Annotated in this window: 26 protein-coding genes and 1 pseudogene; 20 read left to right on the top strand and 7 right to left on the bottom strand. The window is 67.9% G+C overall.

Annotation, left to right across the window (positions count from 1 at the left end; translation table 11 throughout):
- The first annotated feature begins 239 nt into the window (after nt 1-239).
- The 14 genes from rpsF (at nt 240) to FPV16_RS10570 (ending at nt 13,288) form a co-directional block, all read left to right on the top strand.
- The gene (gene rpsF / locus FPV16_RS10635) at nt 240-707 is read left to right on the top strand and encodes a 30S ribosomal protein S6 (protein WP_018045048.1); all 468 of its coding nucleotides are present in this window, start codon (nt 240-242) and stop codon (nt 705-707) included.
- 3 nt (nt 708-710) lie between these two features.
- Nucleotides 711-998, top strand: coding sequence for a 30S ribosomal protein S18 (gene rpsR / locus FPV16_RS10630; protein ID WP_056432380.1), 288 nt, complete (start codon nt 711-713; stop codon nt 996-998).
- 227 nt (nt 999-1,225) lie between these two features.
- Nucleotides 1,226-2,272 carry a DUF2232 domain-containing protein gene (locus FPV16_RS10625; RefSeq protein ID WP_227438171.1) on the top strand — a complete coding sequence of 349 codons (1,047 nt, stop codon included), beginning with the start codon at nt 1,226-1,228 and terminating at the stop codon, nt 2,270-2,272.
- A gap of 70 nt (nt 2,273-2,342) precedes the next feature.
- Entirely contained in the window at nt 2,343-2,906 is a 564-nt protein-coding gene (gene rplI, locus FPV16_RS10620; protein WP_147829092.1) for a 50S ribosomal protein L9, read from the top strand.
- Between the two features lie 305 nt (nt 2,907-3,211).
- A complete protein-coding gene (locus FPV16_RS10615) occupies nt 3,212-4,699 on the top strand; it encodes a replicative DNA helicase (protein WP_227438170.1) in 1,488 nt (495 codons plus the stop codon).
- 174 nt (nt 4,700-4,873) lie between these two features.
- Nucleotides 4,874-5,983, top strand: coding sequence for an alanine racemase (gene alr, locus FPV16_RS10610; RefSeq protein WP_227438169.1), 1,110 nt, complete (start codon nt 4,874-4,876; stop codon nt 5,981-5,983).
- A 189-nt stretch (nt 5,984-6,172) separates the two neighbouring features.
- On the top strand, nt 6,173-7,609 hold the full coding sequence (gene radA / locus FPV16_RS10605; RefSeq protein WP_026176151.1) for a DNA repair protein RadA: 1,437 nt from the start codon (nt 6,173-6,175) through the stop codon (nt 7,607-7,609).
- A gap of 128 nt (nt 7,610-7,737) precedes the next feature.
- Nucleotides 7,738-8,334, top strand: a complete 597-nt coding sequence (locus FPV16_RS10600) for a CvpA family protein (RefSeq protein ID WP_227438168.1) — start codon at nt 7,738-7,740, stop codon at nt 8,332-8,334.
- Between the two features lie 180 nt (nt 8,335-8,514).
- Nucleotides 8,515-10,005 (top strand): amidophosphoribosyltransferase, encoded by a 1,491-nt coding sequence (gene purF, locus FPV16_RS10595; RefSeq protein WP_018045057.1) that lies wholly within the window; start codon nt 8,515-8,517, stop codon nt 10,003-10,005.
- A gap of 7 nt (nt 10,006-10,012) precedes the next feature.
- The gene (locus tag FPV16_RS10590) at nt 10,013-10,753 is read left to right on the top strand and encodes an SDR family NAD(P)-dependent oxidoreductase (protein ID WP_227438167.1); all 741 of its coding nucleotides are present in this window, start codon (nt 10,013-10,015) and stop codon (nt 10,751-10,753) included.
- A gap of 180 nt (nt 10,754-10,933) precedes the next feature.
- Complete coding sequence (locus tag FPV16_RS10585) at nt 10,934-11,344, top strand: dihydrofolate reductase (RefSeq protein ID WP_227438166.1); 411 nt, start codon at nt 10,934-10,936, stop codon at nt 11,342-11,344.
- A 27-nt stretch (nt 11,345-11,371) separates the two neighbouring features.
- A complete protein-coding gene (locus FPV16_RS10580; protein WP_413629256.1) occupies nt 11,372-11,677 on the top strand; it encodes an AbrB/MazE/SpoVT family DNA-binding domain-containing protein in 306 nt (101 codons plus the stop codon).
- Nucleotides 11,670-12,062: a type II toxin-antitoxin system VapC family toxin gene (locus FPV16_RS10575; protein ID WP_227438164.1), complete on the top strand. Its 393-nt coding sequence runs from the start codon at nt 11,670-11,672 to the stop codon at nt 12,060-12,062. The genes FPV16_RS10580 and FPV16_RS10575 overlap by 8 nt, the downstream gene beginning before the upstream one ends.
- Nucleotides 12,063-12,163: 101 nt before the next feature.
- Nucleotides 12,164-13,288, top strand: a complete 1,125-nt coding sequence (locus FPV16_RS10570) for a carboxylate-amine ligase (RefSeq protein WP_227438163.1) — start codon at nt 12,164-12,166, stop codon at nt 13,286-13,288.
- A gap of 3 nt (nt 13,289-13,291) precedes the next feature.
- On the opposite strand, the gene der is transcribed toward FPV16_RS10570, so the two are convergent.
- The 3 genes from der to FPV16_RS10555 all read right to left on the bottom strand — a co-directional run bounded on the left by der (nt 13,292) and on the right by FPV16_RS10555 (nt 16,150).
- Complete coding sequence (gene der, locus FPV16_RS10565; protein WP_027172138.1) at nt 13,292-14,650, bottom strand: ribosome biogenesis GTPase Der; 1,359 nt, start codon at nt 14,648-14,650, stop codon at nt 13,292-13,294.
- Between the two features lie 63 nt (nt 14,651-14,713).
- Nucleotides 14,714-15,427, bottom strand: coding sequence for a tetratricopeptide repeat protein (locus FPV16_RS10560; RefSeq protein WP_227438162.1), 714 nt, complete (start codon nt 15,425-15,427; stop codon nt 14,714-14,716).
- Nucleotides 15,428-15,544: 117 nt separating this feature from the next.
- Nucleotides 15,545-16,150, bottom strand: a complete 606-nt coding sequence (locus FPV16_RS10555) for an NnrU family protein (RefSeq protein WP_227438161.1) — start codon at nt 16,148-16,150, stop codon at nt 15,545-15,547.
- Nucleotides 16,151-16,258: 108 nt separating this feature from the next.
- Between FPV16_RS10555 and FPV16_RS10550 the strand changes: the two genes are divergently transcribed.
- Together FPV16_RS10550 and FPV16_RS10545 are read left to right on the top strand one after the other, a co-directional pair.
- Nucleotides 16,259-17,428 (top strand): hypothetical protein, encoded by a 1,170-nt coding sequence (locus FPV16_RS10550; protein ID WP_227438160.1) that lies wholly within the window; start codon nt 16,259-16,261, stop codon nt 17,426-17,428.
- A gap of 64 nt (nt 17,429-17,492) precedes the next feature.
- Nucleotides 17,493-17,825, top strand: a complete 333-nt coding sequence (locus tag FPV16_RS10545) for a cupin domain-containing protein (protein WP_227438159.1) — start codon at nt 17,493-17,495, stop codon at nt 17,823-17,825.
- On the opposite strand, the gene FPV16_RS10540 is transcribed toward FPV16_RS10545, so the two are convergent.
- Complete coding sequence (locus tag FPV16_RS10540) at nt 17,811-18,713, bottom strand: LysR family transcriptional regulator (protein ID WP_227438158.1); 903 nt, start codon at nt 18,711-18,713, stop codon at nt 17,811-17,813. The genes FPV16_RS10545 and FPV16_RS10540 overlap by 15 nt on opposite strands.
- 98 nt (nt 18,714-18,811) lie before the next feature.
- On the opposite strand from FPV16_RS10540, the gene FPV16_RS10535 reads away from it, so the two are divergent.
- The 4 genes and pseudogenes from FPV16_RS10535 to FPV16_RS10520 all read left to right on the top strand — a co-directional run.
- On the top strand, nt 18,812-19,795 hold the full coding sequence (locus FPV16_RS10535) for an aldo/keto reductase (RefSeq protein ID WP_227438157.1): 984 nt from the start codon (nt 18,812-18,814) through the stop codon (nt 19,793-19,795).
- A gap of 122 nt (nt 19,796-19,917) precedes the next feature.
- Nucleotides 19,918-20,160 carry a type II toxin-antitoxin system Phd/YefM family antitoxin gene (locus tag FPV16_RS10530; protein WP_056253952.1) on the top strand — a complete coding sequence of 81 codons (243 nt, stop codon included), beginning with the start codon at nt 19,918-19,920 and terminating at the stop codon, nt 20,158-20,160.
- Complete coding sequence (locus FPV16_RS10525; RefSeq protein ID WP_227438156.1) at nt 20,160-20,585, top strand: type II toxin-antitoxin system VapC family toxin; 426 nt, start codon at nt 20,160-20,162, stop codon at nt 20,583-20,585. Before FPV16_RS10530 ends, FPV16_RS10525 begins: the two co-directional genes overlap by 1 nt.
- 413 nt (nt 20,586-20,998) lie before the next feature.
- A pseudogene (locus FPV16_RS10520) lies at nt 20,999-21,325 on the top strand (VapC toxin family PIN domain ribonuclease); the annotation flags it as partial.
- A 154-nt stretch (nt 21,326-21,479) separates the two neighbouring features.
- Here the strand turns inward: FPV16_RS10520 and guaA are convergent.
- The 3 genes from guaA to FPV16_RS10505 form a co-directional block, all read right to left on the bottom strand.
- The gene (gene guaA, locus FPV16_RS10515) at nt 21,480-23,036 is read right to left on the bottom strand and encodes a glutamine-hydrolyzing GMP synthase (protein ID WP_056140468.1); all 1,557 of its coding nucleotides are present in this window, start codon (nt 23,034-23,036) and stop codon (nt 21,480-21,482) included.
- A gap of 97 nt (nt 23,037-23,133) precedes the next feature.
- Entirely contained in the window at nt 23,134-24,093 is a 960-nt protein-coding gene (locus tag FPV16_RS10510; protein ID WP_227438155.1) for an alpha/beta hydrolase, read from the bottom strand.
- Nucleotides 24,093-25,205, bottom strand: a complete 1,113-nt coding sequence (locus tag FPV16_RS10505; protein ID WP_227438154.1) for an RsmB/NOP family class I SAM-dependent RNA methyltransferase — start codon at nt 25,203-25,205, stop codon at nt 24,093-24,095. Before FPV16_RS10505 ends, FPV16_RS10510 begins: the two co-directional genes overlap by 1 nt.
- Nucleotides 25,206-25,244 lie beyond the last annotated feature (39 nt).

Below are 25,244 nucleotides of genomic sequence, written 5' to 3'. Positions count from 1 at the left end.
TCCGAACTCGTCTATGCGCCGCACCTCGTGTTCGCTCCGGCTGGGGGCTGAACGGACGGTGCCGGCATGTCCGGCATGCGGAGTTCGCTCCATCGTCCCGTGTCTCCGCCTTCGATCAACCGCTCGGGCCTTCAAACGGCTCGAAGGGCTTGGCGCCGGGCGAAACGCGTTGAACCGGCCCGACGATCGACACCCGCACATCCGTGCCGTCGGGCCCCTTTTGCTATGAAGGGCCCGTTATGCCTCTTTATGAACACGTCTTCCTGGCGCGCCAGGACGTGACGGCCCAGCAGGTCGAGACCATGGTCGAGACCTACAAGGGCGTCATCGAAGCCAATGGCGGCAAGGTCGAGAAGATCGAGATGTGGGGCGTGAAGTCCCTCGCCTACCGCATCAAGAAGAACCGCAAGGCGCATTTCACGCTCCTCAACGTCGACGCCCCCCCGGCGGCTCTCGCCGAGATGGAGCGCCAGATGCAGATCTCCGAGGACGTCCTGCGCTTCATGACCGTCCGCGTCGAAGAGCTCGAATCCGAGCCGTCGGCGATGATGCAGAAGCGCGACCGCGACGACCGCAAGGATCGTGAGCGCGGCCGTCGTCGTGACGACGAAGGCTTCGGTGGTGGTGGATTCGGTGGCGACCGGGATCGTGGCGACCGCGGTGATCGCGGCGACCGTCCCGAGCGCAGCTTCGGCGGGGAGAACTAAGCCATGGGTTTCGGTGCTGGACCTGGTGCGGCTCCTGCCGCTGGTGGTGGTGGTGGTGCGGGCGGCGGACGTCGCCCCTTCTTCCGTCGTCGCAAGACCTGCCCGTTCTCAGGCGCGAACGCGCCCAAGATCGACTACAAGGACGTCAAGCTCCTGTCGCGCTACGTCTCCGAGCGCGGCAAGATCGTGCCGTCGCGCATCACGGCGGTGTCGGCTAAGAAGCAGCGTGAACTCGCCCAGGCGATCAAGCGCGCCCGCTTCCTCGGCTTCCTCCCCTACGTGATCAAGTAAGCCTCGACCTCTCCACGAGGTCCCCTCCTCCCCCTCGTGGGGAGGAGTTGGAGGTGGGGGGTGATCCTCGGCTTATGCAGGCTGGCGGCGCCCCCCCACCTTCGATCCTTCCCCACGAGGGAGGGACGTCTACACACCGGCGGCATTGGCGCTGCCGGGCGTCGTTGGGGCGAGATGAAACGCCTCTAACCCTGCCCTCTTTCCGGGACAGCGGGACAGCGGGATCGATGAAACAGTTTCTTGGTATCGGCATCGGGGCGGGCCTCGTTTCCGCACTCCTCTTCGGCGTCCTGCTGAAGGGCACGCTGCTGTCCATCGTGCTCTACCTGCTCGCCCCGCTCCCGATCCTCATCGTGGGCCTCGGCTGGAGCCACAAGGCCGCCCTCGTCGCCGCGATCACGGGCGCCGTTGCGCTTGCCTTCCTGCAGCCCTTCCTCGGCCTCGGCTACCTCGCCTATCTCGCCCTGCCGGCCTGGTGGCTCGCCTATCTCGCACTCCTCGGACGTCCGAACGCCGACGGCACCATGGAATGGTATCCGACCGGGCGGCTCCTCGCCTGGACCGCCTGCACGGCCGGGGTCGCCTTCGTCGCCATTGCGGTCATCGCCTCGCCGAGCTTCGACACCTTCCAGACCCAGCTGCGCGGCATGACCCGCACGCTGGTGACAATGCAGGGCAAGCCCCGCACGACGCCCCCCGCCACGACACCGGCCGAGAGCCCGGCGGATAAGCCACCGGCCGAGAAGACCCCGGCTGAGAAGACCCCGGCCGAGCCTGAGACCAACGCGGCGCCCCCTGCCGAATCCGGCACCGACCAGCAGAACGCGGTGGCGGATGCCCTGGCGACAATCGCCCCCGGACTGGCGACGCAGGGCCTCGCCGTGCTGCTCACCTTCTATCTCTGGGCCGCGGCGCGGATCGTGCGCATCTCCGGCCGCCTGCCCCGGCCCTGGCCCGACATCCCCTCCACCGCGATGCCGCGCTCCGTCCTCGGCATCCTGGGAGCGGCCTTCGTGCTGGCCCTGGTGCCCGGCTATCCGGGCGTCCTCGGCATCGCCCTCATCGGTGCGCTCACCGCCGCCTTCGCCATGCAGGGTCTCGCCGCCTTCCACGACCGCAGCCGCGGCCGGCCCGGACGCATGGCCCTCCTGTTCGGGCTCTACCTGATCCTGTTCTTCACCCAGGGCGTCGCGCTGCTCGCCCTGACCCTGTTCGGCCTCGCCGACACCGCCTTCAACCGGCGCCGTCCCAAGGAGGACGCCGGACGAACCTGAGCCCCGTCTCCCGCATCGCGCGGCCGGGACTCTCTCCCCACCCAACCCCATTCAGACAAGGACCACGATTATGGAAGTCATCCTCCTCGAGCGCGTCGCCAAACTCGGCCAGATGGGCGAGACCGTGAACGTGAAGCCGGGCTACGCCCGCAACTTCCTCCTCGCCCGCGGCAAGGCCCTGCGCGCCACCGCCGGCAACAAGAAGCACTTCGAGACCCAGCGCGCCCAGCTCGAGGCCCGCAACCTCGAGAAGAAGAGCGAGGCGCAGTCCGTCGCCGAGACCCTCGAGGGCAAGAGCTTCGTGCTGATCCGCCAGTCGGGCGAGACCGGCGTGCTCTACGGTTCGGTCTCCACCCGCGATCTCGCCGAGGTCGTCACCGCCGAGGGCTTCACCGTCGGCCGCGACCAGTTCGCCCTCAACCAGCCGATCAAGACGCTGGGCCTGCACAATGTGCCGGTGGTGCTCCACCCCGAGGTCGAGGTGACCGTCACCGTCAACGTCGCCCGTTCGCCGGAAGAGGCCGAGCGTCAGGCCCGCGGCGAATCGACCACCGAGCGTGAGGCCTTCAACCTCGACGACCTCGGCCTCGAAGTCGGCGCCGCTCTCGCCGAGGCCGGCGACGACCGCGAGTAAGCTGCATCCACGACCGGTGGAGAACGGGGATCATCGCCGGAAGGGGTTGACTGGTTCCCGATTTGTTCCAGCATGGCGCCTGTCATCCCGAAAGGGGTGGCAGGCGTTTTTCGTGTCGCCGTGAGCGCACCCTCCATCCCACTCGGGCACCTCAGGATGAGGTGAGAAGGTGGCACGGAAGGCAGGTCGCGGGAATCGGCTAAGGTTCGGCTAACCATGCCTGGGCCATGGTCGTGCGGTAGTGGAATGGCGCGGCGAAGGAATCGCCGCCCGGTGTCGAAGAAGTCGGAGCCTCGAGTCAGCCCATGGCCCTGCCCAACGCCCTGACGGCGAACCTCCACAGCGTCACGCAGGAGTTTCGCGTCGCGCCCCACAACATCGATGCGGAGCAGGCGCTGCTCGGCGCGATCCTCGTCAACAACGATGCCTATTACCGGATCTCGGACTTTCTCCTGCCCGAGCATTTCATGGAGGATGTCCACCGCAAGATCTTCGAGGTCGCCGCCTCGCTGATCAAGGTCGGCAAGCTCGCGACCCCGATCACGCTCAAGACCTATCTCGGCGACGCCGATCTCGGCGGCCAGACGGTGATGCAATACCTCGCCCGCCTTGCGGCCGAGGCCACCACCGTCATCAACGCCGGCGATTACGGCCGCACCATCTACGACCTCGCCATCCGCCGCCGGCTGATCACCATCGGCGAGGATCTCGTCAACGGCGCCTACGAGGCGCCGGTGGAATCCTCGCCCCGCGACCAGATCGAGGGCACCGAGCGCCGGCTCTACGAGCTCGCCGAATCGGGCAAGTACGATGGCGGCTTCCAGAAATTCTCCGATGCCCTCACCGCTGCCGTGGATATGGCCGCCAAGGCCTATCAGCGCGACGGCAAGCTGTCCGGCATCGCCACCGGCCTGTCGGATCTCGACGCCAAGATGGGTGGTCTCCAATCCTCCGACTTGATCATTCTTGCCGGCCGCCCGGCCATGGGCAAGACCTCGCTGGTGACCAACATCGCCTTCAACGTCGCCAAGGCCTATCGGGGCGAGAAGCAGCCCGACGGGCGGATCGAGACCAAGAACGGCGGCATCGTCGGGTTCTTCTCCCTCGAAATGTCGGCCGAGCAGCTGGCTACCCGTATCATCGCCGAGCAATCGGGCGTGCCCTCCTACAAGATCCGCCGTGGCGACATCCGGCCGGAGGATTTCTACAAGATCACCGACGCGGCCCGCGACATGCAGACGATCCCGTTCTACATCGACCAGACCGGCGGCATCTCCATCGCACAGCTCGCCGCCCGCGCCCGCCGCCTCAAGCGTCAGAAGGGCCTCGATCTCCTCATCATCGACTACCTGCAGCTCCTCTCGGGCAGCGGCAAGAAGAGCGACAACCGCGTGCAGGAGATGACCGAGATCACCACCGGCATGAAGGCGCTCGCCAAGGAACTCGCGGTGCCGATCATCGGCCTGTCGCAGCTCTCGCGTCAGGTGGAGAACCGCGACGACAAGCGCCCGCAGCTCTCGGACCTACGCGAATCGGGCTCCATCGAGCAGGACGCCGACGTGGTGATGTTCGTGTTCCGCGAGGAATACTACGTCAACAACAAGAAGCCGCGCGAAGGCACCGAGGAGTTCTTCGCCTGGGAAGCCGAGATGAACCGCGTTCACGGCAAGGCCGAGGTGATCCTCGGCAAGCAGCGCCACGGCCCCACCGGCACCGTTGAGCTGCAGTTCGACGCCAACATCACGCGCTTTTCGGATTTGGCGAGCGAGGACCGCATGCCCGCGCGCATGTGAACGATTTGAAGGGGAAGATGTGACTCCGGTAGCCCCGAAGGGGTGGGGGAAGCGCGCTACAAAGATCGCCGTCTCTCTGGTCCACCCCGTGGGAGGCGGTAGACTCGTGGTCCTCACATGAGTTTTGCAGGCAGCGGAGAGTGCCCGATCACCGCACTCGAACGAGATCCCGCAATGGCGATCGCCGACCCGGAAGCCGCCATCCACGGCGCACGTCTCACCATCGATCTCTCGGCCATCGCCGAGAACTGGCGACGGCTGGGCGCGCAGGCGCCCCACATCCCCTGCGCCGCCGTGGTCAAGGCCGATGCCTATGGCTGCGGCCTCACCGAGGTCGCGCCGGTCCTGTGGCGGGCCGGCTGCCGAACGTTCTTCGTCGCCCATGCGAGCGAAGGCGTGACCGCGCGGTCCGTCCTGCCCGAGGCAGTGATCTACGTCCTCAACGGCCTCGCTCCCGGCAGCGGTCCGGCTCTCGTGGCGCACGGCCTACGCCCGGTCCTCGGATCGCGCGAGGAATTGGGCGAATGGGCGGCTCTGGGAGCCGAGATGGGGTGCTCGCTTCCGGCCGCCCTTCACGTCGATACCGGCATGAACCGCCTCGGCCTGACCGTCCCCGAAGCCCTGGCGCTCGCCGGCGACCCGATCATCGCAGCCGCAGGGATCGACCTGCTGATGAGCCATCTCGTCAGCGCCGAACTTCCGGACGAGGCGATCAACCGGCGCCAGTGCGACGTGTTCGCAGACGTCCGGCGGGCCTATCCCGGCATTCCGGGCTCGCTCGCCAACTCCTCCGGCTGCTATCTCGGCGATGGCGTCGCCAACGACCTGCTCCGTCCGGGCTACGCCATCTTCGGCGGCAACCCGACCCCGTGGCGGCCGAATCCGATGCGGCCTGTCATCCGCCTCGAAGCGTCGATCGCACAGGTCCGCGACGTCGCGGCCGGCGACGGCGCGGGCTACAATGCCCGCTGGACCGCCCCCGCCCCGCGACGGCTCGCCACCCTGTCGCTTGGTTATGCCGACGGCTACCCGCGCTCGGCGAGCGGGCGCGGCCATGCCCTCGTCGGCGGGGTGCCCTGCCCCATCGTCGGCCTGATCTCCATGGACCTCATCATCCTCGACGTCACCGACGCGCCCGCCGCCCGGCGCGGCGAACCGGCGATCCTGATCGGCGAGTCCCTCGACGTGGACAGTGTGGGGCGCGCCGCCGGCACCATCGGCTATGAAATCCTGACCGGCCTTGGTTCCCGTTATGTTCGCCGCTATGTAAGATCGATAGATTGATCCGGCGATTCCAAATCCATCCCCTCATCCTGAGGTGCCGAAGCGAAGCGTAGGCCTCGAAGGAGGGCTCCAGATAGCGCCGCCGGCCCTGGACGCCTCCTTCGAGGCCCGCTGTCGCGGGCACCTCAGGATGAGGGCGAGAGGGTGGATTCCGGCAAACTGCCGTCCGTGCTTCCTCAAAAGGCGATCATGGCCAAGATCCACCAGACCTTCGTCTGCCAATCCTGCGGCGCCGTCTACAATCGCTGGCGCGGGCGCTGCGAGGCCTGCAACGGCTGGAACACGATCGTCGAGGAGACGGGCGCGAGCGGCCCGCAGGCCGGTCCGGTCAAGACCCGTCCGAGCCGGTCGCATGGGCGCATCTTTCCCCTCGAAGGGCTCACCGGCGAGGCCCGCGAGGCGCCGCGCATTCCCTCCGGCATCGGCGAGCTCGACCGGGTGACCGGCGGCGGCTTCGTACGCGGTTCGGTGATCCTGCTCGGCGGCGATCCCGGCATCGGCAAGTCGACCCTGCTGATGCAGGCCACCGCCGCCATGGCGCGCACCGGCGAGCGCGTGGTCTACATTTCCGGCGAAGAGGCGGTGGCGCAGGTGCGCCTGCGGGCCGAGCGCCTCGGCCTGTCGAGCGCGGCGGTGGATCTCGCGGCCGAGACCAATGTCGAGGACATCGTCGAGACCCTGAGCCAGGGCCGCCCGCCGGCGCTGGCCATCATCGACTCGATCCAGACCATGTGGACGGAGACGGTGGAATCGGCCCCCGGCACGGTGACCCAGGTCCGATCCTCGGCCCAGTCGCTGATCCGCTTCGCCAAGACCACCGGCACGGCGGTGATCCTCGTCGGCCACGTGACCAAGGACGGGCAGATCGCCGGCCCCCGCGTGGTGGAGCACATGGTCGATGCCGTGGCCTCGTTCGAGGGCGACCAAGGCCACCATTTCCGCATCCTGCGCGCGGTCAAGAACCGCTTCGGCCCCACCGACGAGATCGGCGTGTTCGAGATGACCGATCGCGGCCTTGCGGAGGTTCCGAACCCGTCGGCGCTCTTCCTCGCGGGGCGCGACCACGCGGCGCCGGGCACGGCGGTGTTCGCCGGCATGGAGGGCACGCGGCCTCTGCTGGTGGAGATCCAGGCCCTGGTGGCGCCCTCCTCCCTCGGCACGCCGCGCCGGGCCGTGGTGGGCTGGGACCCCAACCGCCTGTCCATGGTGCTCGCGGTGCTGGAGGCCCATGGCGGCATCCGGCTCGGCACCCACGACGTCTATCTCAACGTCGCCGGCGGCCTGCGCATCACGGAACCGGCAGCCGACCTCGCGGTGGCGGCCGCCCTGGTCTCGTCGCTGTCGGGCGCGGCCCTGCCGGGCGAGACCGTCTATTTCGGCGAGATCGGTCTCTCCGGCGCCATCCGCCCGGTGGCGCAGGCGCCGTCGCGGCTGAAGGAAGCGTTGAAGCTCGGCTTCGCCAAGGCCGTCACGCCGCAAGGCCGCAACGAGATCGGTGACAGCTCCCTGCCCACGGAGGCCCTGCGCCACATCGCCGATCTGGTGGCCGGCATCGCCAGCGGCGCGCCCAAGCGCGGCCGGCCCGAGCGCAACCCGGCGCGGTACGAATACGAGGACGACGAGTGAGGCCGGACGCTTGTCCGCACCGGAGGGTGACGGCCGAGATTCCGCACGATATACAGGCGCGGCGGCGAGGGGGAGCCGCACGAGCCGGCGATCGTCAGCCCCTCTGCCCCGTGCGATCATAGCCTTAAATGCCGTTTTCCGTTCTCGATCTGGCCGTTCTTGGCATCGTCGTCATCTCGGCCCTGTTGGCGGCCGTCCGCGGGGCGACACGCGAGGTGCTGGCCATCGTCGCCTGGGTCGCCGCCGCTGCGGTCGCCTGGAAGCTCTATCCCCTGTTGCTGCCCACCGTGAGCCAGCACGTCTCGAACGCCACCGTGGCGCTCGTCGCCTCCATCGCGACGATCTTCCTCGCGACGCTCATCGTGGTCTCGATCATCACGGTGAAGGTTTCAGACATGATCCTCGATTCGCGCATCGGCGCGATCGACCGGTCCCTCGGCTTCGTCTTTGGCGCGGGACGCGGTTTTCTCATCTGCGTGATCGGCTGGGTGTTCCTGGCTTGGCTGGTCCAGGGCAAGATGCCCGATTGGGCGGCCCAGGCCCGTAGCCGGCCGATGCTTGAGAAGTCGGGGGACGCGCTGGTGGCGCAGCTCCCGGAGAACCCGGAGGGGTTCATCAAGCAGTTCAAGAAGTCCAAGGGCGAGGCGGCGGATCCCGCCGAGCCGGCGGCCGACGGCGATGCGGCACCCGCCCAGCGCCGGACCGAGGCCCCGGCACGGCGCTGACCTTCTCACGCAGCGCGTCTGATCTGCGTGGCATGCCGCTTGGTTGCGGGACCAAGGCCGACTAAATGACGGCTTCTTGTAGGAAGCTGCCGTCGTCATAAAACGGTCGCAGGATGCAAGCCGGTCCGTGGACGGTGCCGAACTCGGCAGCGGCGGGCCACCTTAGGATCGCAGAACCAGATGTCAGCACGCAGCGCGAGCGCCCGCCATTCGGTCGACGTGGTGGATGGGCTGGACCGGGACGGGGACACCCTGCGCGAAGAGTGCGGCGTCTTCGGCATCTTCGGCCATCCCGACGCCTCGGCCATCGTGGCCCTCGGGCTCCACGCCCTCCAGCACCGGGGCCAGGAAGCGGCGGGCATCGTGTCCTTCGACGGGCACATCTTCCATTCCGAGCGCCGGCCCGGCCTCGTCGGCGATTCGTTCTCCGATCGCTCCACCATTGAGCATCTCGAAGGCTCGGCCGCCATCGGCCACGTGCGCTACTCGACGACCGGCGGCACGATCCTCCGCAACGTCCAGCCGCTCTTTGCAGAACTCGCTAGCGGCGGTCTCGCGGTGGCCCATAACGGCAACCTCACCAACGCCCTTTCCATCCGCCGCGACCTCGTCCGCGACGGCGCGATCACCCAGTCGACCTCCGATACAGAAGTGATCCTGCACCTCGCCGCCCGCAGCCGGGCGCCGCTCATCGTCGAGCGCTTCACCGAGGCCCTGCGGCAGGTCCAGGGCGCCTATGCCATCGTGGCGCTTACCAACAAGAAGCTCATCGGTGCCCGCGACCCCCTCGGCATCCGCCCCCTGGTCATCGGCGAACTCGACGGCCGCTACATCCTCGCCTCCGAGACCTGTGCCCTCGACATCATCGGCGCGAAGTTCATCCGCGACGTGGAGAATGGCGAGATTGTCGTCATCTCGGAGGAGGGCATCGAGTCGATCCGCTTCGCACCGGCGCAGCCCATGCGCCCCTGCATCTTCGAATACATCTACTTCGCCCGGCCGGATTCCGTGGTGAACGGCAAAAGCGTCTATTCCGTCCGCAAGAATATCGGCCACGAACTCGCCCGCGAATCCGCCACCGCCGCCGATGTGGTGATCCCCGTGCCGGATTCCGGCGTGCCGGCAGCCCTCGGCTTTGCCCAGGAGACCGGCCTGCCCTTCGAGATGGGCATCATCCGCAACCATTATGTCGGGCGCACCTTCATCCAGCCGACGCAGTCCGTGCGCGAGCTCGGTGTGCGGATGAAGCATTCGGCCAACCGCGCCGTGGTGGAAGGCAAGCGCATCGTCCTCGTGGACGACAGCCTCGTGCGCGGCACCACCTCGGTGAAGATCGTGCGGATGATGCGCGAGGCCGGCGCCAAGGAGGTGCATTTCCGCATCGCCTCGCCGCCGATCACCTATCCGGATTTTTACGGGATCGACACGCCCGAGCGCGAGAAACTTCTGGCCGCCACTCACGATCTCGAGGGCATGCGCCGCTATATCGGCGCGGATTCCCTCGCCTTCCTCTCCATCGAGGGCCTGTACAAGGCCATGGGCGAGGAGAGCCGCAACGAATCCTGCCCGCAATATACCGACCATTGCTTCACCGGCGACTACCCCACCGGCCTGACTGACCTTGCGATTGCCGGGCCGAAGCGTCTCGCAATGCTCGCCGAAGCGGATTGACGCGACCATGACGAAGCCTCTCGACGGCCGCATCGCCCTCGTCACCGGCTGTTCGCGCGGCATCGGCCGGGCGGCGGCCCTGGCCCTTGCGGAGGCCGGCGCGCACATCGTGGCCGTCGCCAGGACGCAGGGGGCCCTGGAAGAGCTGGACGACGCGATCCGGCAGGCCGGATCGAGCGCGACCCTCGTCCCCCTCGACCTCACCGATTTCGACGCCATCGACCGGCTGGGCCTGAGCATCCACGAGCGCTGGGCGAAGCTCGACGTGGTCGTGGGCAATGCCGGCATCCTCGGCAACCTCACGCCCCTCGGGCACGTGACGCCCAAGACCTGGGCGCAGGTGATGGACATCAACGTCACCGCCAACTGGCGCCTGCTCCGCTCCGTCGATCCGCTGCTGCGGATGTCGGATGCGGGCCGTGCCATCTTCGTCACCTCCGGCGCCTCGCAGAAATGCAAGGCCTATTGGGGTCCGTACTCCGTCTCGAAGGCAGCCCTCGACGCCCTTGTGCGCACCTATGCGGCGGAGACCGAGACCACGCCGATCCGCGCCATGCTCCTCAACCCCGGCCCCCTGCGCACCTCCATGCGCAAGGCGGCGATGCCGGGCGAGGACGAGACGACGTTGAAGACCCCGGATGACCTCGCCCCGCATTTCGTGCGGCTCGCGAGCCCGGGTTGGGATCAATCGGGCAAGATCTACGATTTCCCCCGCGACCGTGTGCTGACGCCGCAGATGGCGGCATAGACTGGTTTACTTAGTCCCACCCGGCCACCTCATCCTGAGATGCCGCGAAGCGGCTTCGAAGGAGGGCTCCAGATCGCTCTGTGAGTTTTGGAGCCCTCCTTCGAGGCCTGCGCTTTGCTCCGGCACCTCAGGATGAGGTAGCGGGGTGGAATCGTGTCGAGTTTCTGAGAGCACCCGATCATGATCGACGTTCGCTGCATCTGCGCCATCGGCCTGCGCGGCCAGTTGGGCCTCAACGGGCACCTGCCATGGGAGGGCAATACCGATCCGCTCTTCGTCGAGGACGTGACGCGCTTCTTCGCGTTGACCATGGGCCACGTGCTCATCGCAGGGCCGAAGACCGTGGCTTCGGTACCGGACTTCGCCTTCAAGGACCGCACCATCGACGTGATCCGCAGCCACGAGGACCCGGAAGAGGTGCTCGCGCGCTATCCCGGCCGGCGCATCTTCGTCGGCGGCGGCATCACGGTCTGGAACGTCTACGCCAAGTACATTCAGAACTGGGACATCACCCGCCTGCCCTATGACGGCGACGCCGACCGCTGGTTCGACCCGGCCTGGCTGGTGGGCGGGGCGTTGCGGACCACCTGATCGCTGACCGTTCGGTGACCAAGCCCGATGGCGCGTGGGTGGAAAGCCACTATGCTATCGGCGTCTCGGAAGACGGAGGGAAGAATGGCATCCCGCGCGGTCAAGATCGTCGATGGTGGGAAGCTCGTCATTCCGGCATCGTTCCGGGAGAAGCTCGGCATCGCAGTGGGAGACACGGTGATGGTCGAACTCGCCGAAGACGGATTGCGCATCCGGTCGGCTTCGGCGGCCATCCGTGCAGCGCAGGACATCGTGCGCACATTCGCGCCCAAGGATGTCGTTCTCTCGGACGCCTTGATCGCCGATCGCAAGGGCGCTGCGGAGCGTGAGTGAGCGCATCGTTTTCGATGCCTCAGCCCTTCTCTGCCTGCTCAATGCCGAACCCGGCTGCGAGGCGGTCGCGGAGACGCTGCCCTTCGCCGTCATCGGCGCCGTCAATCTCTCCGAGGTTGTCGCCAAGCTGGCGGAGGTCGGTGGGTCGGAAGAGCGAATCGGCGAGGCCATCCGACTCCTTCGCCTGCCCGTAGAGGCTTTCGACGTTGAACAGGCGAAAATAGCGGGCCTACTGCGCGTGGAGACCCGATCCCTTGGTTTGTCTCTCGGCGACAGGGCCTGCCTCGCTTTGGCGCGGAGGCTCGCGGCGACAGCCGTCACCACGGACAGGGCATGGGCTGGATTACCGGCGCATCTTGGATTGTCCGTCAGGATCGTTCGCTGACCATCTCTCGTCCGTTCGTCGCTCGGAATGCAGCCGCTCGGCATCGAACGACGTTGTAGACTGGCAGGACCAGAGCCGCCCCTCAGATCATCGGATCGCGAATGACCGCGCACAGCTACCGTTTCGGCATCGAGGAGGAATACTTCCTGGCCGATGCCGAAACGCGAGGGACGCCGCGGCGATCGGTAAAGCCGTTCCATACCGAAGCGAGCGAGCGCCTGCCTGAGATCGGGCGCGAGATGCTCCAATGCCAGGTGGAGGTCTGCACCCCGCCCTCCACGGAGTTCAGCGAGGCGCGGGAGATCCTGGGACGTCAACGCGACGCCCTTGGCCGTCTCGCGAAAGGCCACGAGCTTCTGCTCTTTGCCGCGGGCACTCATCCGGTGGCCGACTGGGCGCGGCAATTGCCGACGAAGGGCGAGCGCTATCGCGGCATCCTGCGGGATGTGGGAATGGCGGGACGGCGCAGCCTAATCTGCGGCATGCATGTGCATGTGGAGGTACCCGACCCGCAAGCGCGGGTGGACCTGATGAACCGGCTGCTACCGTTCCAGCCCCTGCTCTTCGCGCTCTCGGCCTCGTCCCCCTTCTGGCAGGGCAAGCCCACGGGCCTCACCGCCTACCGCCTCAGCGCCTTCGGCGAGTTGCCACGCACCGGCCTGCCGCAGCTCTTCTCCGACCCCGGCGCCTATGAGCGCTACGTCCGCATCATGACCAGGGCCGGCTCGATCCAGGATGCGAGCTTCCTGTGGTGGTCCCTGCGCCCGTCGATCAAGTTCCCGACCCTCGAATTGCGGGTGGCGGATTCCTGCACGCGGCTCGAGGATGCCCTCACTGTGGCGGCGCTCTTCCGCTGCCTCGTGCGCTGCGTCGTGCGCCGGTCCGACCTCAATGCCGATCTCGACGGCGTCTCGCGGGCCCTGGCTGAGGAGAACCTCTGGCGCACCCAGCGCAGCGGCACGGAGGCCGAGATCATCGACGAAGCCAGCGAGGACGCCTTCCCCTTCGCCGACGCCCTCGACGCGATGCTGGCCCTCATCGACGCCGATGCCGACGCGCTCGGCTGCGGCGAAGAGGTCGAGCGCGCACGGACCATCGTCCGCGAGGGCACCAGCGCCGACCGCCAGATCGCGGTGTTCGAAGCCGCCCGCGAGACGGGCCGTACCAACCGGCAGGGGCTGGACGACGTAGTCGATTGGCTAAGTGAAACGACCTGCGGGTCGTGAGGCTCAGCCCTTGTTCTCCTTGTCGAACGGGTTCTTCGAGGTCCGCAAGGACAGCCGGATCGGCACGCCGGGGAGGTCGAAGGCTTCGCGCAGGTTGTTGACGAGGTAGCGGGTGTAGGATTTCGGCAGGCCGTCGAGCTGGTTGCCGAACAGGGCGAAGTGCGGCGGGCGGCTCTTCACCTGGGTGGCGTAGCGGATCTTGATGCGGCGGCTCGCCACCGCCGGCGGCGGGTTGCGCTGGGTCGCCTCGTTGAGCCAGTCGTTGATCTTCGAGGTGGAGATGCGCTTGTTCCAGACCTCGAAGGTCTCGGTGACGGCCTTCATCAGCGTGTCGATGCCGTCGCCGGCGAGGCCCGAGAGCGGCACCACGGAGACGCCGCGCACCTGCGGCAGCAGGCGGGTGCAATCCTCGCGCAGCTTCTTCAGCAGGCCCGGCTGGTCGGCCACGAGGTCCCACTTGTTGAGGCCGATGACCAGGGCGCGGCCCTCGCTCTCGATGAGATCGACGATGGTCAGATCCTGCTTCTCGAACGGGATCGTGGCGTCGAGGAGCACCACCACCACCTCGGCGAAGCGCACGGCGCGCAGGCCGTCCGAGACGGCGAGCTTTTCGAGCTTGTCGTCGATGCGCGCCTTGCGGCGCATGCCGGCGGTGTCGTGGAGCTTGATCCGGCGGCCGCGCCACTCCCAGTCGAGGGAGATCGAATCGCGGGTGATGCCGGCCTCGGGGCCGACGAGCAGGCGCTCCTCGCCGAGCATCCGGTTGATCAGGGTCGACTTGCCGGCATTGGGGCGGCCGACGATGGCGACCTTAAGCGAGCGGTTCGCGGGGTCGTCGTCGTATTCCTCGTCCTCGTCGTCGAGCTTGGGCAGGGCCTCGATGAGGGCGTCATGCAATTCGCCGATGCCCTCGCCGTGTTCGGCCGAGAACGGGATCGGGTCGCCGAGCCCGAGGGAAAATGCCTCGTAGGCCCCGGACAGGCCGGTGCCGCCCTCGGCCTTGTTGGCGATGAGCACCACCGGGCAGCCGGCGCGGCGCACGAGTTCGGCGAAGGGCTGGTCGGCGGGGAGGATGCCGGCACGGGCGTCGATGACGAACAGCACGACGTCGGCCTCGAGGATCGCGGTCTCGGTCTGCGCGCGCATGCGCCCGAGCAGCGAATCCGCGTCGGCCTGTTCGAGGCCCGCGGTGTCGATGACGCGAAACACCAATCCGCCGAAGTTGCAGTCGCCCTCGCGCCGGTCGCGGGTCACGCCGGGGCGATCGTCCACGAGGGCGAGCTTTTTGCCCACCAGCCGGTTGAAGAGGGTCGACTTGCCGACATTCGGCCGTCCGACGATAGCGACGGTCGGCATGTCCATGGTGGTCTCGATTCAGTCGTCGTACAGAAAAATTCGTCGTGCAGGCGGCGTGCCGGAACCGGCTCAGCGCGTCACGGGCGGGGGTGCGGCCGGCTCGGGCGCAGGCGCCGCGGTCACGGTGACCGGGCCGCCGGCCACGAGGGCGGCATAGACCTCGATGCGCTGGCGGAGATTGGCCGGCGTCTGAGGATCGGAAATGATCTGGTCGAACCAGCGCCCGGCGGCATCGTACTCGCCGCGCTTCAGCGCGACGAGGCCGAGCATTTCGCGGGCGGTGTGGCGGAACGCGCCGGCCGGCGCGGCGAGCCCCTGGAGGCTGGCGAGGGCCGGATCGGGGTTCGGCTGATCGAGGCGGATCAGCGCCGCGCGCAGACGGGCGAGGTCGCGCAGGCCGTCGCCGAGCTTGGTGTCGGCGGCGAGCGCATCGTACTCCGCCGCGCCGGCGGACGCATCGCGCTTGGCGGTCTCTGTGGCGGAGCGGAAGCGGGCCAGCATCCGGTAGCCGCCCGGAGCGTCGGCTTCCAGCGCCTCGAAGGCCTTGTCGGCCTCCGCGCCCTTGCCGTCCTTGGCGAGGCGGTTGGCGGCCTCGAACTTCTCGGACGCGGCTTCGGCGCGGACCCGCTGGTCGTGCTGCCAATAGCGATAGCCGCCGACGCCGGCCACGACGAGAATCGCCACGGCGACGATGAGACCGCTGTAGCGCTTCCAGATCTGTGCGACCTGATCGCGGCGATAGTCTTCGTTGACCTCGCGGATAAACTCGTTGTTCTCGGCCATGTCGTCTCACGCCGACCGCGATACGATCGACGGCCTTGAGGAAAACCAAGCCCGGCGCCTAGCACAGCCAGGCCGGCTTGGCGACTGGATAGCTTGGAGAGCAGCCGGTCGCCGGTCTCAGGCCTGCCCCGGCCAGGCCGAGACGCCGATCACCCATTGATGCAGGTACTTGGCGAAGACGAACCAGACCACGAAGCCGACCGCCACCGCGATGGCGTCGTTGCGCCAGCCGGCCGGAGCCGCGACGGCGCCGTGCTGAGCGGCCACCGCGCCGGCCGAGCGGGCGCGGCGCTTGGCGCTGATCCGGGCGATGACGGCCCAGGCGAGGAAGCTGCCGAACAGCAGGATCGAGCCGAGGTCGCCATTGGCGAGGAGATGGGCCGTCGCCCAGATCTTCACCGCCAGCAGCATCGGGTGCTTGGCCCGCGCCCGGATATGGCCGGGCAGGTAGGCGGAGGCCAGGGCGATGAAGGCGAACAGCGTCAGCAGCAGCGCGAGATGGCGCATGAAGACCGGCGGGTTCCACACCTGGATGTAGCCGTCGGCACGGTACTGGCCGAACCCGTAGGCGATGAGCACGATGCCGAGGACCGACAGGAAGGTATAGCCGAGCTTGAACCGGCTCTCCCCCACCTCGTTGATGACGCCCGCGCGTTTGGCCCTCAACATGGAGAAGGCATGCGTGCCGAGGAACAGCACGAGGCCGAGGATGAGGATGAGCATGGGACGCCTTCGAATCGCGCCTGTGGATCGTTCGATCCGCGTTAGGCCGGGTGAAGCAGACTGTAATGGTTCAAAACCCAAACTCGGCCCGATGTCCAGGCTCACCCGATGACGCGGCTCCTCGCCCTCCTCCTCCTCGTCCTGCTCCCGTGCGGTGCCGCGGCGCGGTCCGAACCGCCGTTTTCCGCACTCATCCTCGTCGGGGCACCGACGACGATCTTCAAGGCCGGCCGCGATGCCTGCGATGGCGCGGACGTGCCGGACGCTTCCGCGCGCGCCTTCCGCGACGCATCGGGCAGCATCGCCCTGTTCGGGATGCACTATCGCAACCGGGCCTTGCGCGGACCGAGCCTCGACCAGCTGAAGCTCGACTGCGCCGTTGTACTCGAATCCGGCGAGAAGGCCGATCCGGCGGCCTATGACGACCGCTCCTGGATCACCGCCACATGGACCGAGGACGGCAAGGCGATCTCGGCCCTCCTCCACCACGAGTACCAGGCCAACGAGCACGAGGGTCGCTGCCGCTCGAAGGTCTATATCGAGTGCTGGTACAACACGATCGTCGCCGCCTCCTCTGGCGATGGCGGGCGCAGCTTTTCCCGCGCCAAGCCCCCCGTGGTGGTGGCCGGGGCGCCGTTCCGACAGGAAGTCGGCCAGGGCCGGCAGCGGGGGTTCTTCAACCCGTCGAACATCGTCGGCGACGGGCGCTGGCGCTACGTGTTCATCGCCACCACCGGATGGTCCACGGGGGGCAGCGAGCAATCCGCCGGGGCCTGCCTGTTCCGCACCGACACGCCGTCCGATCCGGCACGCTGGCGCGCCTGGACCGGGCTCGGCTTCACCGCCGCCTTCCCCGATCCCTACATCAGGCCGACGTTGCTCTCCGAGCCGTGCAAGCCGCTGGAGCCGTTCGGCCTGCCCGTCGGCGCCGTCATACGCCATCGCGGCACGGGGGCCTGGATCGCCGTGTTCATGGCCGGGGCCGGCGGCACCGTCCCGGAATCGGGCTTCTACTGGACGACGTCGCGGGATCTCCTGACCTGGGACCAGCCGCGCCTGCTGCTCGCCGGCGCCACGCTCTACGACGATCCCTGCACGGCCAAGGGCGATCTCATCGCCTATCCGTCGATCCTCGACCCGCAGGCGACCGGCCGCAATTTCGACGATGCAGGCGACACCGTCTTCCTCACCTACGTGACGCTCCGCCGGGAGGGCTGCACCGTGACCTCGGACCGCGACCTCGTCCGCAGGCCCTTGGCGATCAAGGTCTGGCCGTGAAACGGGACGCGCCTACCTCCGTGCGAAACGGACAACCTTTCACACCGGCATGGAAGACCCTCGCATGACCGAGCATTGCGTCGCCTGGGCGGATCAGGCCGAGACCACCGCGCCGAACGGCGTCGCCAAGCGCCATCTCGACGGCGAAGGCGCGAGCCTCGTGCGCATCACCATCCCGGCCGGGACCAAGGCTCCGCGCCACAGCCATGCGCACGAGCAGTTCGTCCAGGTGCTTGAAGGCTCGGGCACCCTGGAGACGGAACAGGGCACGAAGGGTTTCGGGCCGGGCAGCGTGTTCCACTTCCCGCCGGACGTCTGGCACGCGGCCGAGTTCGTCAGCGAGACGGTTCTGGTGGAGGTGAACCTCGCCCCACCCTCTCATTCACGCTTCGCCTGAGGACCTCTCCTGCATCAGCGCGATGAGGGCGCGCAGGGTGGAGGGCACGTGACGGCGCCCGGGATAATAGAGATGGAATCCCGGAAAGGCCGGGCACCATTCTTCCATCAGCCGCTTCACCCTGCCCTGCGCCAGGACGTCTGCCGCATAGCCCTCGAAGACGAAGGCGAGGCCGATGCCCCGAACCGCCGCCTCGACCATGAGTTCCTGGTCGCCGAAGGTCAGCGGTCCCTCCACCTCGACATCGCAGGCCACCCCGTCCCGCTCGAACTCCCATTTGAACAGGCGGCCGTCGGGGAAGCGCTGGCGAATGCAGGCATGGCCGGCGAGATCCTGCGGTCGACCCGGTGTTCCGCGCCGGTCGAGATAGGCGGGCGAACCGATGACGGCGAAACGCTGGGGTCCGCCGATGGGCAGGGCGATCATGTCCTTCGCCACGCGCTCCCCCATGCGGATCCCCGCATCGAACCCGTCCGCCACCACGTCGGTCATCGCATTGTCGCCGATGATCTCGACGGCGAGATTCGGATGACGCGCGAGGAGGCGCGTCACCAGCGGCATGAGAATGAGCCGGCAGGCCGCGTGAGGGGCATTGATCCTGAGGCTGCCGGTGACCTCGGCGCTCAGCAGACGCGCGGCATCCACTGCGTTGCCGATCTCGGCGAGAGCCGGACCCAGCCGCGCCAGGAGAATCGCGCCCGCTTCCGTCACGGCGACGCTGCGCGTGGTGCGATGGAGCAGCCGCACGCCCATCCGCGCTTCGAGGCCGCGCAGGGCGTGGCTCAAGGCCGAGGGCGAGACGCCGAGCTCCGTGGCAGCTTTGCGAAAGCTGCGATGGCTCGCCACGGACGCGAAGGCGGCGAGATCCGACAGATCGGCGCGCTGCATTGGTGAAACTCGCTCAGCAGCTCATGCGGGATTGTCCGGCTTATCGGATGAACCCGGCCCTGTCAGGCTTCGCTTCGACCGCGAACAGGAAATGTCCCATGCAGAAGCGTCCCCTCGGCAGCACCGGCCTCACCCTCTCCGCCCCGGGTCTCGGCTGCATGGGCATGTCCGAGTTCTACGGCCCGGCGGATGAGGCCGAGTCCCTGGCGACGCTGAACGCTGCCCTTGATCTCAGCTACGACTTCCTCGACACCGCCGACACCTACGGGCTCGGCCATAACGAGAATCTGCTCGGCCGCTTCCTCGAACATTGCCGCGAACGGGTGGCGCTCGCCACCAAGTTCGGCATCGTGCGCGATGCGGCCGGGTCGCGCCGGATCGACAACACGCCCGCTTACATCGCGACGGCCTGCGACGCTTCGCTGAAGCGCCTGCGCGTCGAGACAATCGATCTCTACTATTGCCACCGCCGCAACCCGGAGACGCCGCTGGAGGAGACCATCGGCGCCATGGCGAAGCTCGTCGAGACAGGCAAGGTCCGAGCCCTTGGCCTCTCGGAAGTGTCCCCGGCGACGTTGCGGGCCGCCCATGCCATCCATCCCATCGCCGCCGTCCAGAGCGAGTACTCGCTGTGGAGCCGCACGCCGGAGGAGGGAATGCTGGAGACCTGCGCCGAACTCGGCGTAACCTTCGTGGCCTATTCGCCCCTGGGGCGCGGTTTCCTCACCGGCGCCATCGATCCGAACGCCCTCAGCGCGGGCGATTTCCGCAAGGGCAATCCGCGTTTCCAGGGGGAAGCCCTGGCGCAGAACCGGCGCCTTGCCGAAGCGCTCGGCCACTTTGCCGCCGCGCGCGGCGTCTCCGCGGCACAGGTCGCTCTCGCCTGGCTCGTGACCAAGGCGCCCAACGTGGTGCCGATCCCCGGCGCACGCCGAGCGACACGGCTCGCCGAGAACGCGGCGGCCATGGACCTGGCTTTATCGACGGCGGAGATCGCGGAGCTCGACACCCTTTTTGCACCGGCGGCGGTGGCGGGCGCCCGCTATGCCGCCGGCGGGACGGCGGGGATCGAAGCTCTCTGATGATCGGTGATCGGTGATTGGGCCGTCGAGCACCGCTCTTCACCAAAACACCAGGAGGATCATTCGCTGGAAGTCCCAAACCCGATCGGCTATATGACCATCTATATGGTCAGGAGCGTGATATGGATGCCGTGAGTCTGGCAAATGCCAAGGCACATCTGAGCGCGCTCGTCGACCGGGTGGAGGCGGGCGAGTCCATCGACATCACCCGGCGCGGCAAGTCCGTAGCTAGGCTCACCTCCGTGGCCAGGCAGCGCAAAAGGGTCGATGCCGCCCTGCTCCAGGCCCTGACGGCGACCATGCCGCCGCAGCTCGAGGCCGCCGCCGCTCTGGTACGGTCCATGCGGGATGGCGATCGTTACTGATGCTGTATCTCGACACGTCCGTGATCGTCGCGGCGCTGTCCAACGAAGCGATGACGCCGCACGTTCAGGCTTGGTTGGCGAAGCAGAATCCGGCGCTGCTCGTGATCAGTGACTGGACCATCACGGAGACGTCCTCTGCTCTGGCGATGAAGTTGAGGACCGGGCAGATCAGCCTCGAACAGCGCGCTGCGGCACTTGCCCTCTTTAACAGGCTGGTGGCCGAAAGCTTCGCCGTACTCCCGGTGTCGGTCGGGCATTTCCGGACGGCGGCGACGTTCGTGGATCAGCCTGCACTCGGGCTTCGCGCCGGTGATGCGCTGCATCTGGCGACCGCATTCGCGCATGGCGCCACAGTGCACACGCTCGACTGGCAGCTTGCTGGAGCCGGTCCGCCGCTCGGCGTATCGACGCAATTGATGGGGTGAGAAAAGCTCCATCGCGCGCTACGCTACCCACGATATCACCGCCGCCTGCCCCTCACTCCCACTCGACGTGGATTTGTCATCGGTTCGCTTGCAAGACGAGGCGGGTGATGAGCTGGATATGCCTTCATCGTAAGGACGTGCCGGGCAGTCCGGTCAGGCCTTCCAAAGCGGATGTATCACTGGAAATATCCGAGAGGCCGATATGGGCCGCTCACAGAAACGCGCCGTTCAAAACTAGCGGTCGCGTGCGAGTGAGCGCGGTCTGGCGCGCTTTGAAGTGCCGGCCAGAGATGCGGACCGCGACCTTATACGGTCTTTAGCCCGTCACCTTGCGGAGGCCGGCCCAAAGGCCAGCGGCTCCGTGCGGCAATCACTCAAACCATCGGCGGCGAGCCGCCGAAGGAGGATGGAATATCGCCTTGCTGACCGTCGCCGAAACCCGTCGAGGACTTCTAGAGACGCCGACCAGCAAATGCCGCGATCGGCTTGAAGCTTGGTTCGCCGGTCCAGAGGGCCCTCAGGCACTGTTCACTGGCCACGTGCTGCCCGCCGACGTGAAAGCCGGTCTGATCTAGGCTCGGCTCATGGCGTCCGGCAAAGAACAGGGACGACCGCGCACCGCGCTCGACACGATCATCGCCGCCGTGGCCGAGGCTCACGGTTGCACCGTCGTGACCGATCATCAAAAGGATTTCCCCGACATTGAAGTCATCAATCCGCGTCGCGGAACAGCGAGATGACCAACATTCAGGCTCTTGAGCAGATTGAAAACGCGCATGCCAGCTGCTCGCGTTCATGAACCGGCCTGAGGCGCAAAGCGGGCTTGCATCGCACGCCACGTCTGGCGTTCCCGCCGATATGGCGCCCAGAATTCAAGCCACTGCCGTGCGTGACTCACTCCCACTCGATCGTCCCGGGCGGCTTCGACGTGATGTCGTAGGTCACCCGATTGATGCCCTTGACCTCGTTGATGATGCGGGTGGCGACGCGGCCGAGGAAGGCCATGTCGAAGGGGTAGAAATCCGCCGTCATGCCGTCGACCGAGGTCACGGCGCGGAGCGCGCAGACATGGTCATAGGTGCGGCCGTCGCCCATCACGCCCACGGTCTTCACCGGCAAGATCACCGCGAAGGCCTGCCAGATCGTGTCGTAGAGCCCGGCCTTGCGGATCTCGTCGAGATAGATCGCATCGGCCTTGCGCAAAGCTTCGAGCTTCTCGGCGGTGATGGTGCCCGGGCAGCGGATGGCGAGGCCTGGGCCGGGGAACGGGTGGCGGCCGACGAAGGCTTCCGGCAGACCGAGCTCCTTGCCGAGTACCCGGACCTCGTCCTTGAACAATTCGCGCAGGGGCTCCACGAGCTGCATGTTCATGCGCTCGGGCAGGCCGCCGACATTGTGGTGGCTTTTGATCGTCACCGAGGGGCCGCCGGTGAAGGAGACGCTCTCGATCACGTCCGGGTAGAGCGTGCCCTGGGCCAGGAAGGCCGCGCCGCCGATCTTCTTCGCCTCCTCGTCGAACACGTCGATGAACAGGCGGCCGATGGTCTTGCGCTTGATCTCCGGGTCGCTGACGCCTTCGAGTTCGCCGAGGAACAGCTCCTGCGCCTGAACGTGGACGAGCGGGATGTTGTAATGGTCGCGGAACAGCCGCACGACCTCGTCGGCCTCGCCCATGCGCAGCAGGCCGTGATCGACGAAGACGCAGGTCAGCTGGTCGCCGATCGCCTCGTGGATCAGCACCGCCGCCACCGAGGAATCGACGCCGCCCGACAGGCCGCAGATCACCCGCTCCTTGCCGACCTGGGCGCGGATCTTGGCGATGGCCTCCTCGCGATAGGCGCCCATGGTCCAGTCGCCGGTGCAGCCGGCGATGTCGCGCACGAAGTTGCGGATCAGCAGGGCGCCGTGCGGGGTGTGCGCCACCTCCGGGTGGAACTGGACCGCGTAGTAATTGCGCGACTCGTCGGCCACCGCCGCGAAGGGCGCGTTCTTCGACAGGGCGACGGTGGTGAACCCGTCGGGGAGCTTGGTCACCCGGTCGCCGTGGCTCATCCAGACCGGATAATGCTCGCCCACATGCCAGACGCCCTTGAACAGGGGACAATCCGAAATGATTTCGATCTCGGCGCGGCCGAATTCGGCATGGTGCCCGCCCTCGACCTCGCCGCCGAGCTGAGCCGCCATGGTCTGCTGGCCGTAGCAGATGCCAAAGACCGGCACGCCCGAATCGAACACCACCTGGGGCGTGCGGGGCGAGGCGTCGCTCGTCACTGATTCTGGGCCGCCGGACAGGATCACGCCCTTGGGCTTCGACTCGGCGAAGGCCTCCGCCGCCTTGGTGAAGGGGACGATCTCGCAATAGACCCCCTCCTCGCGCACCCGCCGCGCGATGAGCTGGGTCACCTGGGAGCCGAAATCGACGATGAGGATCTTGTCGTGGTCGGTATTCATGGATCGGAGTTAGACGAGCCCCTGCCGCCGTGCAACGCGCAGGTTCCGCAGGGCGCGCGCCGCCCACATGCATCGGGCGCGCCCATCGCCCGTTCGCTCACGGGCGGAGGAAGCCGCGCCGCCGCATCCAGGTCAGGAACAGGCCCGACCAGGCCGCCGCCGGAGAGCCGGGCACGCCGAGGCCGAAACCGTGGCCGCCGCGCTCGAACAGGTGCAATTCGGTGGGCACCAGGGCGCCGCGCAGGGCGGAATACATCAGCAGGCTGTTGTCCACCACGGCGATGGGGTCGTCGGCGGCCTGGGCGAGGAAGGTCGGTGGCGCCTTCTCGCGCACAAGCGTCTGCACCGAATAGGCCGAGGCCTTCACCGGGTCGGGCGGGTCGCCCGCGAGGATGCGCCTTGTGGAGGTCCGGTCGAAGGGCGGAAGCAGGGTGATGACGGGATAGATCAGCCCCGCGAGTTCGGGCCGCGCCGAGAACGCGTCGCTGGCATCGAGCCCGGCATAGGTCTCCGCCGAGGCGCGCATGGCCGCCTCCCCCATCAGGTGCCCGCCGGCGGAAAAACCGAGCACGCCGACCCGCTCGGGGTCGATGCCGTAGGTCACCGCCCCCGCCCGCACGAGGCGGAGCGCCCGCTGCACGTCCTGGAGCGGCGCGTCGGCACCGGCCGCCCAGCCCTCGCCGGGCAGGCGGTAGACCAGCACGAAGGCGGTGATGCCCACGGTGGCGAGCCAGCGCGCCACCGGGATGCCCTCGTTGCCGATATCGATGCGGCGATAGCCCCCGCCCGCCGCGACCACCAGGGCCGCCCCGTTGGGCTTCGGGGCGCGCATGACGAGGAGGCAGGGCCGGGCGACGTTGCTGATCACCCCGTCGCGGCTCTCGTCGAACCGCCCATCCGCCGCGATGGGACCGCCACCGCCGGGGGGCAGGCCGGGCCACAGGTCGATCACGTCGAGATTCGTGCCCGGAGCCGGAACCGTCTCGGCGCGGGCCTGCGCACCGCCGGACAGCATCGCCGCGGCTGCGGCGACCAATGTCCGGCGGTCGAGGCGCATCAGCCGCGCCGTTCCAGGGTGGCGAGGTAGAAGCCGTCCGTTCCGGTGAGGGCCGGGCTCATCTGCAGGCCGTGCTCGGTGAACCGCACCACCTCCGCGAGGCCCGGCGCATGGTCGGCGGCGATCCTCTCGGCCGGCAGGACCGTGAGCCCGCCATTCGCCCGTGCGAGGATGCCGTCGATGGCGGCGTCGTTCTCCTCCCGCAGCAGGGAGCAGGTGATGTAGGTGATCCGCCCGCCCGGCCGCACCAGGCGCGAGGCCCGGTCGAGCACCTCGGCCTGGTCCGTGACGCGGGCGCTGAGGGAGCCGGGGCGCAAGCGCCACTTGGCATCGGGATTGCGCCGCCACGTCCCGGTGCCGGTGCAGGGCGCGTCGACCACCACCCGGTCCACGGTGCCGTCGAGGTCGCCGAGCACATCGGCCCGCGCGCGTCCGCCGCGCGGGGTGCGGATCTCGGCCTCGGCACCGGAGCGGCGCAGCCGCTCGTGGATCGGCGCGAGCCGGCGCGGATCGTCGTCGGTGGCGATGAGCCGTCCGCTGTTCTGCATCATCGCCGCGAGGGCGAGGGTCTTGCCACCGCCGCCGGCACAGAGATCGACCACGGTCTCGCCGGCACGCGCGCCGCTCAGGGCGCCTGCGATCTGCGAGCCCTCGTCCTGGATCTCGTACCAGCCGTCGAGGAATTCCGGTTCCACATGCAAGGCGGGGCCGCGCCCATCCTCGCCGAGCGGAATGCGCAATCCGTGCGGCGCATGCGGCGTCGGCTGGGCCGCCAGATGCGCGAGCCCGGCCAGGGCGGTCTCGCGGTCGCGCTTGAGGGTGTTGATGCGGATGTCGAGGGGCGCGCGGCGGGCCAAGGCGCGCAGTTCCTCCAGAAGGGTCTCGCCGAACAGGTGGCTGAGCGAAGGCAGGATCCAGTCCGGCACGTCGCCGGCCACGTGGGGCGGTGCGTCCGCGAGCGAGCCCTCGGCGATGGCCGTGCGCTCGGCATCGGTGAGGGGATCGGGCGCGAAACGCTCACCGGAGAACAGCTCGGCGATGGTAGGCGCCGCGAGTCCGTGCTGCAGCCGCAGCATGCCGATGAGGGTGGCACGCGGGGTCTCGTCCCCCATGATCCAGGCGGAAGACGCCCGGCGGCGCAGGGCGTCGTA

It is taken from the genome of Methylobacterium sp. W2 (assembly GCF_020662345.1).
Classification (GTDB): Bacteria; Pseudomonadota; Alphaproteobacteria; order Rhizobiales; family Beijerinckiaceae; genus Methylobacterium.
The sequence above is the reverse complement of the archived record's forward strand: the minus strand, read 5'-3'. Positions and strand labels throughout refer to the sequence as shown.